We start from the raw sequence: 15,200 nt of genomic DNA on the forward strand, positions 1-15,200 counted from the left end.
TCCATTGAACGTGCCGCCATCTGCGCCATTGTTCCAAACAATGGCGCAGATGGCGGCACGTTCAATGGAAACCCTACCTATGAGTGGCAATTAGATCCAAGCCAGTTGGATAACTTAGTGATTATGCCGCCAAGAGATTTCAGTGGTGATATGAATCTGGTACTTGAGGCAATCACTCAAGAAATCGGCACCACTGAAATCCGCTATACCGAATCTGACTTTACCGTTGGTGTGAACCCTATTGGTGATAAGGTGGAATTCTTCGACTTACCTGGACAGATGACAGGCACTGAAGATGAAGGCATTGTTATTCCACTTGATGCGAATAGTTTCGAGACCAACAGTGATGAGTTCTTATTAATTACAGTCACGGTGAATGGGACTTCGGACCCTTCGGGTTTAACTGGGCTTGATAGAATTCGCATTGGTTCTGAAACAAGCTCTTTCACTAATGTTGGCGGCATTATACAAGCTTCGATCCTCGTTAAAGCAAGTTCTGTTGATGAGCTTGAGTTCTTTGCTGGCGATGCTTGGGGCAACCTCGATATTACGATCACAGGTCAAACGGTTGACCAAAATACGGTGCTTGGTAATTTGGTCACAGATACTGGCGCACCAAGTTCACAAGATATGACATTGGTGATTACACCAGAGCCCGATGCTCCGTTGCTAAGCCTTGAATACCCATCAATTGTCGCTGAAGCGAGTGGCACGATTCCTCTTGGTTTAGACCTTTCTCTCGTCAACCCTGCCTATTCTGAGGAGGGTTTTATTACCATCTACGATATTCCTGCAGGTTTAACTTTCTCGCATGGATCTATGGTTGATGGTCAGTATGTCGTGGAACTAGCGGATGTGCCGAATCTAGCGATTACAGGGGGCTATAACAGTGGTGATCAATTTGATCTAACGATTGAGCCATCAGCAGAAATCGGTAATAACCAAGCGGTTGGTCTCCCACAAACCGTATCGGTTGAATTTGTAGCTGAAGGTGACTCTACGATTAACGCAACAAACGACAATGATTTGCTAATTGGTGGTACAGGCTCGGATAGTTTTGTATTTGAATCTTCAGGTTTAGGTAGCGCTGATGCGCCGAGCTTCGATGTGGTTCAAGATTTTGATGCCTCACCAGACACGGATGCGATTGATTTGTCAGGTATCCTGGGTGGCTTAGGTATCGCGACTGGCATTGTTGCGACACTGTACCTCGATCTAGAAGAATCAACGGAAGGCGTAACGATTTCTATCAAGGCCAATGGAGACGATGACGTCCAACAAAATATCTTACTAGCCGATGTTACGTATGATGATTTGTATCAGGGTGATAGTAGCAGTGCATTAGAAGCACAAATTTTACAAAAACTGATAGAAGACAATAATTTAACGCTGTAAGTTAGATGTACAGTCTATAAAAGGAAGTTTTAGATTGGTAGAACAAAAAGACAGCTGGCTAGGTTGTGTGGAGTGGTTATGCGAGCATTTTAGTGTGCGTAGCCACCCGTCCAAAATAGTGTCTGGCCTACCTTTAGACCAAGGAAGGCTTAATGAGTCACTTTTCCCAAGAGCGATTGAGAAATCAGGCTTGACTCTGAGTCATGTAAAAAAAGAGTTGCTGACTCAATGTCAGTTTCCGGTTGTTGCTGTGGAATCAGCGACAGGATGCCCAGTTGTTGTTACCCAAGGCGCTGGTGATGACTTTGAGGTTTTAGATTGTGAATCTAATTCTAGCCAGACTATCTCGTTAAAAGAGTTGGTCGCACAAGTCGAAGCTTATGTTTGGCAAGTTGGCGCTCAAGCTCTTGATGATGCTCGTGTTCAATCGCACGAACGCAGTGACAGTAAATCAAACACGCGCTGGTTGTGGCGAGTAGTTAAAGAAGTGAAACCTTGGTACCGAGACTTGTTTATCGCTTCGTTCTTGATCAACGTATTGGCGCTAGTCGTTCCACTCTTTACCATGAACGTGTATGACCGTGTTGTACCAAACCAAGCATTCAACACGCTTTGGGTACTGGCCGCAGGCGTTGGTATTGTCGTTATTTTTGATTGGGTATTGAGAAGCTCACGAAGCTCTGTGACTGATATGGCTGGGCGCTATATAGACAACAAGCTGTCTTCTCAGTTGTTCTCAAAAGTTCTCGGTATGAAACTCGAAAACCGGCCGCAATCGGTAGGTGCATTCGCAAGGCAGCTTCAAGACTTCGATAGCGTAAAAGATTTCTTCACTTCCATTTCTTTGGTAACGCTGGTCGATTTACCGTTTACTTTGCTGTTCCTTTTGCTCATCGGTTGGCTCGGCGGTGCGATGATGTTCATTCCGGTTACTATCATGCTGGTGCTGATCGTGCTCAGTATTGCCATGAAGGGCAAAGTAGAAAAAACGTTTGATGAAACCGCACGTCTCTCGACACAAAGACAAGCACAGTTGTTCGATAGTTTAACAACACTTCCTGATATCAAGCAGAACAACGCGGAAGGCATTACTCAAAAGCGTTGGGAGCAGACGATCTCTTCGCTATCTCAATGGCAGACTCAGTCTCGTCATTACTCCAACATCGTGACGCATTCCATTCAATCCAGTCAGCAGATTGTCACCATCACGCTGATCATCTTCGGTGTTTATCAGATCTCTGAAGGCCTATTGAGCATGGGTGGCTTGATAGCTGTGGTGATGTTGAGTGGCAGAGCCGCGAGTTCGGTCAATCAACTTTCTCTTCTCATGTTGAGATTTCAGCAAACCCGTTCGGCGGTTGAAGGCTTGAACCAGATTATGGAGTTGCCTCAAGAAGAGTCGAAACACCAAGTGATAGACAAGGGCGACTTTGATGGTGGGGTGAGGCTTGATGAAGTGACATTCTCTTATCCAGAAACGCAAAGCCCAGTATTGAAGGACATATCATTAGAGATCAAACCCGGTGAGCGAGTTGGTGTGATTGGTGCTGCAGGTGCCGGAAAAACCACATTATTATCGATTGTGGCTCGCCAGTATCTACCCACGACAGGGCAAGCGTTCTATCAAGAAATTGATGGACAGCTTTGGCCGACCAGTGTCTTACGAAGTGGTATGGGTTGGGTAGGGCAAAACACTAACCTTATTTTTGGTAGCGTGTACGACAACGTGACCCTGGGGGCGACCAACGTTGACGAAGAAAAATTAAGACTTGTACTACAGCAATCGGGCTTGAACGGCTATATGGGACGTTTAAGCAATGGCTTAGAAACGCCAGTGGGCGAAGGCGGTCGACTGCTCTCTGGTGGTCAACGTCAAGCTGTCGCGATTGCAAGAGCACTGTACCGCTCTCCAAAGCTTTTGATTATGGATGAACCAACCAGCGCGCTAGATAACCAAGCTGAAATACAGTTCTTCAATGCACTGCAAAGTATGCCGAGAGAAACGTCTATGCTGATTAGCTCGCACAAATCTTCCTTCTTGATGATGTGTGACCGTGTGATTGTGTTGGACAAAGGTCAGATAGTCGCTGAAGGTGAGCCTAAAGATATTCTATCGCTACAGAAGAAAAGTGTCCCTAAGGGGGCGAGCCGCTTTAAGACGGTTTCAGTGGTGAAAGGAGGTCGTCATCAGTAACGATATTCAATGGACCAATAATCACTTAGCGTTTCGTTCTCGTAAGCTGATTTGGTTAAGCGCACTGTTGATCGTGTCGATTATCGGTTGGGCGACGTGGGCAACTCTTGAAGAAGTGGTGATTGGCGAGGGCAAAGTGGTGCCTAGCCTTTCCGTACAAACGATTCAGAGCTTAGAAGGTGGCTTGGTTCAAGAGATCATGGTGCGACAAGGTCAATCTGTGGTGAAAGGTCAGCCTCTGGCGAAATTAGAAGACACGCGTTTTAAAGCAGCATTTTTAGAGTCGGCTCAACAAGCGGATACCTTACTGGCTCAGCAGTTACGGTTGAGAGCTGAACTCTCAACCGTGATGTTAAACAATGATGCTAAAGAGTGGTATGAGCGAGTGGTATTGGTGCCACAAGACATTGTTGTTGATGTATCAAGCCACCCTGCATTAATGAATGCCAAAGCGAACTATCTTGAGCGTTTGGGGCAATTAAAGTCGGAGTTGGAAGAGGCGGCACTGCGTATTGAGCAACAAGCTCAGGCTCGTGTTGATACGCTTAATAACATTCAGACTCTTGAGAGCAGCTTAGATATCGTGATTCGAGAGCGCAACATGCTCAAAGATGTGGTGGCCAGCGGTGCGGTTGCTGAAGTTGAATTATTAAAATTGAATCGCGACGTAGTAAAGCTCAAAGGTGATATTGCAAGTTCAAGAGTGGCAGCTCAGAAACAGATGGCGGCGTACTCAGAATCTATTGCCGATCACCGCAGCATCGCATTGGATTTTAGAACCAAGGTGCAAGGTCAGCTTAACGAAGTAACCAGCAAAATCGCGCAGCTAAACGAAAGCCAACAGGCAATCGCCGACCAACTGAAGCGAACGGAAATTGTAGCGCCTGTCGACGGTACGGTGAAAGAGATCTTTGTTCGCACCATCGGTGGTGTTGTCCGCCCTGGTGAGCCGATTATTGAGCTGATCCCATCCAACAGTCAGCTGATTGTGGAAGCTAAGATCTCCCCGCAAGACATTGCATTTGTTCATAAGGGGTTAGACGCCACGATCAAGTTCTCGGCTTACGACTTTGTGATTTATGGCGGGCTAAAAGGTGAGGTGACTTACGTGAGTGCCGATGCCTTGCAAACTGAAGACGGCAACGCGTATTACCGAGCCCATATTCAATTAAACGAAGACCAGCAACAAAACTCTGCCTTTAGCATTATCCCAGGGATGCAAGTGGCGGTTGATATTTTAACAGGTGAAAAAACAGTATTGAGTTATTGGTTGAAACCTATTTTACGAGCTAAGGAAAACTCACTTCGCGAGCGATGAAGTGCGTCAAGCGTAAATATAAAAGGAAGTGTAATGCATTCAAAATTCTTACTCTCTTCTTGCTTACTAATGAGCGGGCTTTCTCAAGCAGCCTCATTAGAAGAGTCAGTGGCATTTGCCATTGACTATAGTCCAGAGATATTGGCGCAGTACTCCAGATACCAATCGGTAATACGAGACGGAGATGCGGCGAGTGGCTTGTATATGCCACAAGTCAATTTATATGCAGCAGCGGGTTATGAAGAGACTCGCTATAACAGTGGCAGTAAGCTTGATACCGACGACCGAGGCCTAACACGAACAGAAATTGGCGTCAAAGTCTCTCAGCTACTGTTCGATGGTTTCAAAACGACCTCGAATGTCGACCGTTTAACTTACGAAGCGGAAGCGGAGCGTTTGACGCTGATTTCTCGTGCTGAAAATGTGTCACTGGATGTGGTTCGAAACTACCTTGATATCTTGAAAGCTGAGACGCTTCTGGAGCTGTCTAAACGTAATGTAAAAGAGCACCAAGAGATCTATCAAGATATCCAAGATAAAAAGAGCAAAGGCTTAAGCAGTAATTCAGACTTAGCTCAGATCTCGGCTCGTGTCGCGACGGCACAATCTTCATTGATCGCGGCTCAGAACAACCTGTTTGATTTGCAAACCCATTACCTACGATTAGTGGGTAAGCCGGCGGTGAACTTGGTGTATCCACGTTTTGATTACGCTCTGTTACCAAGTTCTGCTGAAGTAGCGCTTGAACAGGCGGTAGAGAATCACCCTGAAATCAAAGCTTCTTTGCTTGATATCGATGCCGCTCGTAAAGAGATGCGTAGAGAGAAAGGCGATTACTATCCAGAGGTTAAATTAGAGCTTCACGCGAATAAGAACGACAACGTCTCGAACCCTCCTGGTGGCGTCGACGAAGATGCGCGAATCATGCTGACCATGGATTACGATCTGTTTAATGGCTTTTCTACCGATTCACGTGTCGAATCATCAGCGTGGCGTGTAGAAGAGGCTAGAGCGATTCGAGTCAGAACTGAGCGCGAAGTAAAAGAGGGGACTCAACTCGCTTGGAACGCTTACAAAATGCTTGAACAGCAAAAGTTATTGCTTCAACAGAACGTGGATGCTGCCAAGATAGCCGAACTAGGTTATATCCAGCAATTTAATGTTGGAAGACGAAGCCTACTGGATGTTCTCGATGCCAAGGTTGAGGTTTTCTTAGCTCGACGAAACTTCATCAGCACAGAATACGATCAGACATTGGCAGCATACCGAGTATTAAACGCGATGGGCATGTTGACCTACGCATTGAGGGTTGAACATCCTGAAGAGTGGCAAGGGGAGAACAAGTAATGAAACATATTAAACTCGCACTACTTAGTTCTATTTTGCTAATGGGCTGTGCTGAAACGCCAGACATCACCATGACTCGTCACCAAATCGATGATTTAGCGGATAATGACCGTGATGGTGTCATTAACCAGCGAGACCTGTGCGCGGACACACCTGAAGGCGTAACTGTTGATATTAAAGGGTGTGCGAACTGGACGATTGTAGAGAACGTTGAAGTACTCAGCGTAGCATTTGATTTCGATAAGTACGACCTTAAACCAGAGCATACAGCGGTGTTGAATGAGTTAGTTCGTTTGCTTGGTGAGCAACCGGATGCTTCAGTAACCTTGGTGGGCGATACTAGCTCAGAGGGTACCAACACTTACAACAAGGCATTGGCTAAGAAAAGAACGGGCGTAATCCGAGACGCACTGATCGACCGCGGAATCGATAGTAAGCGTATCTTTGAGCAAGAATTTACTCAGATAACCAGCCTAACTCAGCATCTTCACAAGCGTAAACGTAGAACCATTGCTGTGTTAAAAACCGAGAGTATGGAAGTGAACCCATCTTGGAATATTTTTACTTCAGAGATGCAGCTAGACAGTAACAGTGACGTTGGATCTAAGATAATGATTGACCCGGAAGGAGGCCAGTAATGAAGAGTCTATCGAATAAATCTGGCTTATTACTTACCACTATACTGGTCTTTATCTCACCAGTAACATTGGCGAATGACGTTACTGAGATCGGCTTAGTCGCCATTGAGCCTAATATGGAAGCCTTGGTTGAAGACTTGCTTAAGAGTCAAGAGATCGACTTGGAGCTTTTGTTAAGCGACAGCGTGCCAGAGCAAATGATCATGCAGCGTTCACGTGTGGGTATTACTGCGAAAAAGTGGACCGACAAAGAGATGGCAAGGTTTGATATGCGCTACGGCTACAGGCCGACAGAGCTATTGTTTACCGCCGATGTGATTGCAATTCTGGCCAATGAGGATAACCCTGCCACATCTATTACAGTCGCTGAACTTATCGATGTGTTTGGATGCTCAAATGATCCTAAGCACCCTAAATGGTCGCCAACTAGTGATGCTCGTAACGGCGAAAGCCTAGACACCCATATGCTGCCTTTCGCCATTAACCATAACCTGAAAGGGCATACTACCTTTTCCAGTTGGGTTGAGTGTGGAGCGGATGGAGAATATGCACATACTCAGTTCCTATCGGACTTACCACATCTTATAAACAAGATTGAAGACGAAGAGGCGGCGATTGGTTACACCGTATACTCGGATCAAATCTCTGATGTGAAATGGCTGAGCGTTGTCGATAACTTAGGGGTTAATTATGACCTTAACAAAGAGACAATCCTCTCTGGGCGTTACCCATTAGCGACTGTGTATTACATGTATTTGAACATCCCAGCCCACCGTAAAGGGTTTACTGAACAAGAGAAATTCTTTATCGGCCTAACGCTTTCTGAAGACCATCAAGAAGTCCTAAACCAGTACGGCTTCATCAGCTTACCGCCAGAAGCGATTCAACGTAACAAAGTGAGATTGTCGCTTGAAGAACCTGCAATTGAAGGTGGATATAAGTAATTGGTATGGCAATCTCCAACATTGCTGGCAGAGTGATATCCTTACTTTCGTAATGGTTCTCAACGTGACGGATTACGTTATTCGGCGATGAATTTACCTAGCGGGCATGTATGCCCGTTTTTTTCGCCTAAAATTTGTGGCTGTACAGGTTGTAGGTTGATTGGTTACGTATAATGAGTCACGTCTAGTGATTTGAATAAGCAACATTAATGAAACGTCTTTGTGCCCTAATCGTACTATTAGCTTTCAATATCCTCTCTTTCTCCGTTCAAGCGAGTGAAAGCTGGTGGCTGCGAACCGTGTTTAACACGAGCCACGCTCAGCCTAGTTCCCAACACTATATTAACGACATCGATTTAATGGATTGTGGCGAAGTCGAAGGCATTCAGCTGTGTAGTGACCTAACGCAGTACTACGATCTTGATGTGTATGTAGAGTTGGACTTAAGAGCATCAAGTGTCGAAGCTGTTCGTTTCACACTGCCATATTCCAAATTAAGTCATACCAAACTTCAAGCATACCTGCGCCAAGACGGCTTTGCGCTCAGCTCAATTCGTATTGGGGAAGATGAGTTCGATGTTGTGACCCAACTTGAACACGCGGAAAGGGAGGGAGTAAGTGCTGACATAGTGGACAAGCAGTTAATAGAGTTTATGAATGGATCGCACGACTCTTCAGAGCAAATAAGCCGATGGAATGTCCCGAATGTTGACTCTCCTTGGATCGTTCTCACTAGTGACGGAGACAATTTGACCGTGGAACTTAATCGCTTTTAATCACTCAAATTTATAGAAAGTGTTATTTTTCATTTGAGTAAACCACCTTTTTCGTAGAACGCCTGAGAGCCAGACGGCAAGCTATTATTGATTTGAGTGTTCGTTTTTCTGTTGCTCTCACAGTTTTAGCAAGCGTTTACCTTTGCCATTTGTTAAACGTTGAGACGTCGGTAAAACGAGCATAGGATACGCTCAGTATTGATAAAGGAGACAACCCATGGTTGCAAAAGTAACGATAGCGCCACAAGGCCCAGAATTTTCTGAGTTGGTGCAAGGATACTGGCGTACGGAAGAGTGGGGTATGACCCCTCAACAACGTCTAACTTTCCTTAAGCAACACATAGACCTTGGTATTACAACGGTTGATCACGCGGATATCTATGGTAACTACCAATGTGAAAAGTTGTTTGGTGAAGCACTTGCGCTGGAGCCTAGCCTTCGAGACGAGATTCAAATTGTCACCAAGTGTGATATAAACTTGTGTGGCGACCAAACTCCTGAGCGTAAGATCAATCACTATGACACTAGCGCACAGCATATCTACAAATCAGTAAATAACTCATTGGAGCGCCTAAGCGTTCACGATATTGATGTGTTGCTGATTCACCGTCCCGATGCCTTAATGGATGCAGACGAAGTAGCAGAAGCCTTCGCAGAGCTGCACAAAGTCGGTAAGGTTAAGCACTTTGGTGTATCTAACTTTTCACCACGTCAATTCGAATTATTGCAATCTCGATTAGGCAAACCGTTAGTGACTAACCAAGTTGAAATCAACCCATTGAATTTCGACGTTGTACACGATGGTACTTTGGATCAACTACAGATGAACCGTGTTCGTCCTATGGCATGGTCTTGTTTAGGTGGTGGTAGTATTTTCAGTGGTGATTCTGCACAAGCAATTCGTGTTCGTGAAGAACTAGAAGCGATTTGTCAAGAAGTGGATGCTGATAGTATTGACCAGGTGATCTACGCTTGGGTACGTCGTTTACCGTCGAATCCAATTGCTATCATTGGCTCTGGTAAGATTGAACGCGTTAAGACAGCTGTCGATGCACTGAAAATCGAACTGACTCGCGAACAATGGTATCGCGTGTGGGTGGCTTCTAAAGGCCATGGTGTGCCATAGAAAGCAATCCGTAAAGAAGCAAAAGCCAGCTAACAAAGCTGGCTTTTTTGTGTTCGCCTAACCTATTTCTTCAAAACTGTGATTAAGGTGGAATAATTTTCAAAAACACTCATAATGCACTCTGTTTTTCACCAGTTGGATATTTCCATTGAGCACTTCAAAATTCTCTTCAATCGCCCTTAAACCTGAGCTTCTGCATACGTTGGATTCTCTTGGTTATACTGAAATGACGCCGATCCAAGCGTTAAGTCTTCCTACGATCCTAAATGGCAAGGACGTTATCGGTCAGGGTAAAACGGGTTCAGGCAAAACAGCTGCTTTTGGTTTAGGTGTGCTACAAAACCTGCGCGTTAAGCGTTTCCGTGTTCAGTCTTTAGTGTTATGTCCGACTCGTGAATTGGCAGACCAAGTAGCAAAAGAGATTCGTACGCTTGCTCGTGGCATTCACAATATTAAAGTGCTGACACTTTGTGGCGGTATGCCAATGGGGCCGCAAATTGGCTCACTAGAGCATGGCGCGCACATTCTTGTAGGTACACCTGGTCGTATTCTTGATCACCTAGAGAAAGGCCGCATTGACTTGTCTGAGCTGAACACGCTTGTGTTAGATGAAGCGGACCGCATGCTAGAGATGGGCTTCCAAGACGCGTTGGATGCAGTTATCGATACAGCACCAAAAGAACGTCAAACTCTGCTATTCAGTGCGACTTTCCCTAAACAGATCAAATCTGTTGCAGACCGCATCATGCGTAACCCTGAAATGGTGAAGGTTGAATCAACGCACGATCACTCAAGCATCCAACAACACTTCTACAAGTTAGAAGGTTCTGAAGCTCGTGATGACGCTCTAGAGTTGCTGTTACTTCATCACCAACCAGAATCTGCGGTTGTGTTCTGTAACACTAAGAAAGAAGTACAGAACGTAACTGACGAACTTAGCCACCGCGGCTTTAGCGTTATCGAACTGCATGGTGATATGGAGCAGCGCGAACGTGATCAAGCTTTGGTTCAGTTCTCAAACAAAACTATCTCGATTCTAGTTGCGACAGACGTTGCGGCTCGTGGTCTAGACGTTGATAACCTAGATGCAGTATTCAACTTCGAGTTATCTCGTGACCCAGAAGTTCACGTACACCGCATTGGTCGTACAGGTCGTGCAGGTAGCAAAGGCGTGGCGATCAGCTTCTTTAGCGAAAAAGAGATGTACCGTGTGGCTCAAATTGATGAGTACATGGACATGCCAATCGAGCCATCTGAACTACCAGCGAAACCAATCGCAAAACCATACTACTCAAACATGGTGACGATCCAAATTGATGGTGGTAAGAAAGCCAAGCTTCGTGCTGGTGATATTCTTGGCGCATTGACTGGTCAAGGTGGTATCGAAGGCAAGTCGGTAGGTAAGATTAACTTATTCGCAATGCGTGCTTACGTAGCGGTAGAGCGTTCTGTTGCTAAGAAAGCATTGAATAAGATCGAATCAGGCAAAATGAAGGGCCGTCAGTTCCGCGCCCGAATTCTGAAGTAATTCGAGATTCTAGCCCTTTACTGTCACGTTAAGCGCGGTGCAGTAAAGGGTGTCTCTTAATGGGTTGGTCTATTTACCCATTCTATATAACGATTAATCTGCTCTCTATTCATCGGGCCTTATCGAATAAAGGTCGTTCAGATGTTTCCCTTCGTTAAGATACCAAGTCATCGCTTCCTGTCGGTTGCTCGCTATTATGGTCATGGTAGTTACTTTCCCATCGTCAAAATAGCAAAGCTCGTATTCTAACGCGCTGGTATTTTCAGGAATTGCGGCCATAAGCTTCCCTCACAAATACTGTTCATTCGATACTCATTTAAAGTGTGCAGCTATTTCCAACTTGCATTTCAAATAAGCAAAAAAGCCGAATAATATCACTGCTAACAATAGGTTTTATTTTAATCATTTGCCGAAATGGCTTATTTGGCAAGGCTAAGTCTCAATTTATCTGAAAGTTTTACGAGAACTTGCTTTTATAGCTAATGTTATAAGATCAAGAGTAAATCTATCTTGTCGTTTGGGTTTACTGATTAGTAATAGGCTGTGAGAGGGTGTAATGAGAAAATGCCGTTGGTTACTTCTATTGGTCTGTTTCCTATTTGTTGGGTGTGGAACTAAATTCGCTTATAACAACATCAGTTGGTTTGCGGTGAGTTACATAGAAGACTTTGTTTCTCTATCCAATAGCCAAGAGTCTGAGTTAGAGGCTCGTTTAGACTCTCTTCAAGCATGGCACAAAGAAACTCAGCTGCCGCTTTACATTGAACAGCTACAAATGCTGCAAAATATGCGTCGTTCAGAGTTGAACTCCGCTTTTATTGTTGAGCAAAGTGAACAAATAAAGAGTCACATTCGAACCATCATTAATAAATTCTCTCCTGACATTTACGCGTTAAGTATGCAGCTTAACCCTAAGCAGGATAGAGAGTTCTTAAGCAACTTTAGAAAAAAGCAGCAAGAGTTTTACGAAGAGAGATTATCTTTGAATGATGATGATTCTAGAGAACGATATCGCGAGCGAATAGAAGAGCGTTTAGAGCGATGGTTAGGATCGGTATCAAAAGAACAAAAACAGATTATTGCGACTTGGTCTCAAGAGTGGATAAATACCAATGATAACTGGCGAGAGTATCAAAATAATATTTATCAAGATCTCACTCTACTTATGGGAAAGAAGAGTGACTTGCATATCTCTCAGTCGATTATCATGAAGTTACTTTTGGACAATGAGTCTTATTACCCAGACGGTTTGGAATCTCAACTCAACAAGAATATGCAGACATCCACCAAGTTCTTAGTGAATATCGCAGCGGTAAGTAGTGATAAGCAATGGTCTTATTTCATGAATGAATTAGAGAGCCTTGAGTCAACATTGATTACCTTGCAAGAGTAGGGCGTAAATCAGCCTTTCTAATAGAAGAAAAGGCCGCTCTAGAAACATAAAGCGGCCTTCTAACTAAACTATTTATTGTGAACGCTATTAGCCTCGGCTGCTCAATAGGAGCTTTGGGATAGCGCCTTTGGCTGTCTTGGATATTTTCTGCATCAACTGGAAGCTAGGCTGTCGTATACCATGGTCACTCTGCAGCTCATCAATCATTAATAACCATAGCCTTGCTGTCATCTCTGAATCGGCTAACGCTCTGTGGAAAGTGCCATCGTTGTCGATACTCTTGAAACGCACAAGATCACCTAACTTATGAGTCGGTGCGTCTTGGATAAGGCGACGAGCTATCAGCATTGAGCATGCAAATTGCCCATTGTAATCACGACCAATATTACCTAACTCTGCATCAAGAAACCGCTTATCAAACGAGGCATTATGAGCGACCAATGGACTGTCTTGAATGAAGTCAGAAAATTCATCCATCACTTCTCCACAGCTTGCAGCAGTGCTTAACATACGATTAGTGATTCCGGTATAGCCTTCAATGAACCCGCTCACGCGAAAACCTGGGTTCATTAGTTTTTGAAAGGTGTCTACTACTTCGCCGTTAACGAGTTTCACGGCACCAATTTCTATCGCCCGATCGCCCATATTCGGGGACAAGCCAGTGGTTTCGAAATCGAGAACGATAACGGAGTCTGCGGAGTCTGTAGCCATTATGTTCCCTAATAACTGTTTATCTGTATCGCTTTATGTAAGCGTTGGTATTGCCTTCGGTATAGCCAGCTTATTGTGGGTTTTCACTGATAGTGAGCTCAGTATAACCTGTCGAATCGTCATGCTCTCTGCTGAAGGTCAAGGTATCGTAACGATGAAGAATCAATTCAGCGGTGGTTGCGATAATGGTTCCTTCAAGTAAATGACCACCAATCACGTCGCCATTCTGATCAGCTACCGAAATGTGAACATGCTGGTGGTTGGGCGTTAGTGTTGCCATAACCGACACGATTTCGAACGGCGCTTGAATTAACTTTGTGTAGTTTGCGTTTGCTAAGCGAATATTGATCTGAGAAACACAGCCCACACAAGATGCAATAGAGCCCGCAGCGACCTTATGTTTGGTCACTAGTTTTTGTAGTTCAAGCTTTAGGTCTTGGCCTCGGGTTAATCGTGTTGCAATTGGGGTGATCATTGGTTTCCCTCTAACTCTCACTGGTTTAAAGAACAAAACGAAGCTTTAATTGGCTTCGTTTTGTCATAATTTGGCAATCTGCTTTGGCTTGAAATCAAGCTTGGCTAATTACTTGCCTTCTTTTTCTTGCTGTTCTCTTTTCTTCTTAGGCACAAAGTTCAACACCGAAATAGGCACTTCTTTACGTGGTTCAAAACCCTCAACCACGCGGCGTTCAATCAAGTGACCAAGGCGCTTTTCAATAATGCATAGGTTCTTGAAGTTGTCTTTTGATAAGAAAGAGATCGCTTCACCTGTTGCATCAGCACGGCCTGTACGACCAATACGGTGAACGTAGTCGTCTGCTGGGAAAGGCATATCGTAGTTAACAACGCGTGGTAGGTTATCGATATCAATACCGCGTGCAGCAACGCCTGTTGCCACTAGGAACTTGAGGTTACCTTTCTTGAAGTCGGCCAGGATCTTTTCTCGAATAGCTTGGCTACGTCCACTGTGGAACGCTTCAGCATGAATGCCACGCTTTTCAAGTTGAGATACGAGCTTAGCTGCTCCATGCTTGGTTTCGATGAAGATAAGTGCTTGGTCCCAGTTACCCTCAGTAATCATGTGGCTCAGTAGTGCAGACTTACGATCTTTATCTACTGTTACTAGCCATTGTTCAATGTTCGCTTTTGATGCGTCTGTTTTAGCAATAGAAATCTCTTCAGCATCATTGATCGCGCTCTTTGCTAGTGCACGAACCGGTGTTGAAAGCGTTGCTGAGAACAGCAGGTTTTGTACATCTTGCGGTAAGCGAGCAATGATCTTGTTGATGTCTTCGATGAAGCCCATGTCTAGCATGCGGTCTGCTTCATCCAGTACTAATACTTCAACTTCATCAAAGTGAACCGCACGTTGACCATACATGTCGATCAAACGTCCTGGCGTCGCTACTAGAATATCAACACCTTCAATCAAACGATCTTTTTGATGCTGGTAAGAGACACCACCGTACATAGCTAACGACGTTAGGTTTAAAAACTTCGCGTACTTCTTGATGTTTTGCTCAACCTGAACCGCCAACTCACGCGTTGGTGTAAGGATCACAGCACGGATGCGTTTCTTACGTTGCGTTTCACCTTTACTTAGCATTTCTAAGATAGGGAGAACAAAGCCCGCAGTTTTACCTGTACCTGTTTGTGCTGCCGCAATAAGGTTCTTACCAGAAAGTACAATTGGAATTGCTTTTTCTTGAATAGAGGTTGGCTTTTCGTAGCCTTGTTTTGCAACGGCTTTAACAATAGGTGAGCTTAATCCAAGCTTGGAAAATGGCATAAGTTTCTCGGTATGATTTGGCTAAATAGCGATGGAAAGGT

The 15,200-nt window shown here is 44.7% G+C and carries 14 protein-coding genes; 10 read left to right on the forward strand and 4 right to left on the reverse strand.

Translation table 11 applies throughout. The features are described 5' to 3' along the window. The 9 genes from A3712_RS12615 to dbpA form a co-directional block, all read left to right on the forward strand. Window positions 1–1,395, forward strand: a 1,395-nt coding sequence (locus tag A3712_RS12615) for a type I secretion C-terminal target domain-containing protein (RefSeq protein ID WP_157618755.1), incomplete at its 5' end; no start/stop codon positions are given. Window positions 1,396–1,429: 34 nt separating this feature from the next. Beyond that, window positions 1,430–3,589 carry a type I secretion system permease/ATPase gene (locus tag A3712_RS12620; RefSeq protein WP_063523727.1) on the forward strand — a complete coding sequence of 720 codons (2,160 nt, stop codon included), beginning with the start codon at window positions 1,430–1,432 and terminating at the stop codon, window positions 3,587–3,589. Beyond that, a complete protein-coding gene (locus tag A3712_RS12625; protein WP_063523728.1) occupies window positions 3,582–4,907 on the forward strand; it encodes an HlyD family type I secretion periplasmic adaptor subunit in 1,326 nt (441 codons plus the stop codon). The genes A3712_RS12620 and A3712_RS12625 overlap by 8 nt, the downstream gene beginning before the upstream one ends. 33 nt (window positions 4,908–4,940) lie before the next feature. Beyond that, the gene (locus tag A3712_RS12630) at window positions 4,941–6,254 is read left to right on the forward strand and encodes a TolC family outer membrane protein (protein ID WP_063523729.1); all 1,314 of its coding nucleotides are present in this window, start codon (window positions 4,941–4,943) and stop codon (window positions 6,252–6,254) included. Then, the gene (locus A3712_RS12635) at window positions 6,254–6,892 is read left to right on the forward strand and encodes an OmpA family protein (protein WP_063523730.1); all 639 of its coding nucleotides are present in this window, start codon (window positions 6,254–6,256) and stop codon (window positions 6,890–6,892) included. The genes A3712_RS12630 and A3712_RS12635 overlap by 1 nt, the downstream gene beginning before the upstream one ends. Further along, the gene (locus A3712_RS12640) at window positions 6,892–7,836 is read left to right on the forward strand and encodes a PstS family phosphate ABC transporter substrate-binding protein (protein WP_063523731.1); all 945 of its coding nucleotides are present in this window, start codon (window positions 6,892–6,894) and stop codon (window positions 7,834–7,836) included. The genes A3712_RS12635 and A3712_RS12640 overlap by 1 nt, the downstream gene beginning before the upstream one ends. A gap of 209 nt (window positions 7,837–8,045) precedes the next feature. Next, window positions 8,046–8,612, forward strand: a complete 567-nt coding sequence (locus tag A3712_RS12645; protein WP_063523732.1) for a hypothetical protein — start codon at window positions 8,046–8,048, stop codon at window positions 8,610–8,612. Window positions 8,613–8,829: 217 nt separating this feature from the next. After that, window positions 8,830–9,738: an aldo/keto reductase gene (locus A3712_RS12650; RefSeq protein ID WP_063523733.1), complete on the forward strand. Its 909-nt coding sequence runs from the start codon at window positions 8,830–8,832 to the stop codon at window positions 9,736–9,738. 148 nt (window positions 9,739–9,886) lie between these two features. Next, a complete protein-coding gene (dbpA, locus tag A3712_RS12655) occupies window positions 9,887–11,266 on the forward strand; it encodes an ATP-dependent RNA helicase DbpA (RefSeq protein WP_063523734.1) in 1,380 nt (459 codons plus the stop codon). Between the two features lie 105 nt (window positions 11,267–11,371). On the opposite strand, the gene A3712_RS12660 is transcribed toward dbpA, so the two are convergent. Continuing rightward, window positions 11,372–11,545 (reverse strand): hypothetical protein, encoded by a 174-nt coding sequence (locus tag A3712_RS12660; protein WP_004737794.1) that lies wholly within the window; start codon window positions 11,543–11,545, stop codon window positions 11,372–11,374. A gap of 277 nt (window positions 11,546–11,822) precedes the next feature. Here A3712_RS12660 and A3712_RS12665 point away from each other — a divergent pair, with 277 nt between their 5' ends. Beyond that, on the forward strand, window positions 11,823–12,659 hold the full coding sequence (locus A3712_RS12665; protein WP_063523735.1) for a DUF6279 family lipoprotein: 837 nt from the start codon (window positions 11,823–11,825) through the stop codon (window positions 12,657–12,659). Between the two features lie 87 nt (window positions 12,660–12,746). On the opposite strand, the gene A3712_RS12670 is transcribed toward A3712_RS12665, so the two are convergent. The 3 genes from A3712_RS12670 to A3712_RS12680 all read right to left on the reverse strand — a co-directional run bounded on the left by A3712_RS12670 (window position 12,747) and on the right by A3712_RS12680 (window position 15,159). Then, window positions 12,747–13,370, reverse strand: a complete 624-nt coding sequence (locus tag A3712_RS12670; RefSeq protein ID WP_063523736.1) for a 3'-5' exonuclease — start codon at window positions 13,368–13,370, stop codon at window positions 12,747–12,749. A 70-nt stretch (window positions 13,371–13,440) separates the two neighbouring features. Beyond that, a complete protein-coding gene (locus A3712_RS12675; protein ID WP_063523737.1) occupies window positions 13,441–13,845 on the reverse strand; it encodes a PPC domain-containing DNA-binding protein in 405 nt (134 codons plus the stop codon). Between the two features lie 108 nt (window positions 13,846–13,953). After that, on the reverse strand, window positions 13,954–15,159 hold the full coding sequence (locus tag A3712_RS12680) for a DEAD/DEAH box helicase (RefSeq protein ID WP_063523738.1): 1,206 nt from the start codon (window positions 15,157–15,159) through the stop codon (window positions 13,954–13,956). Window positions 15,160–15,200: the final 41 nt, after the last annotated feature.

Origin of the sequence: Vibrio sp. HI00D65 (assembly GCF_001635455.1) — a bacterium.
Classification (GTDB): Bacteria; Pseudomonadota; Gammaproteobacteria; order Enterobacterales; family Vibrionaceae; genus Vibrio.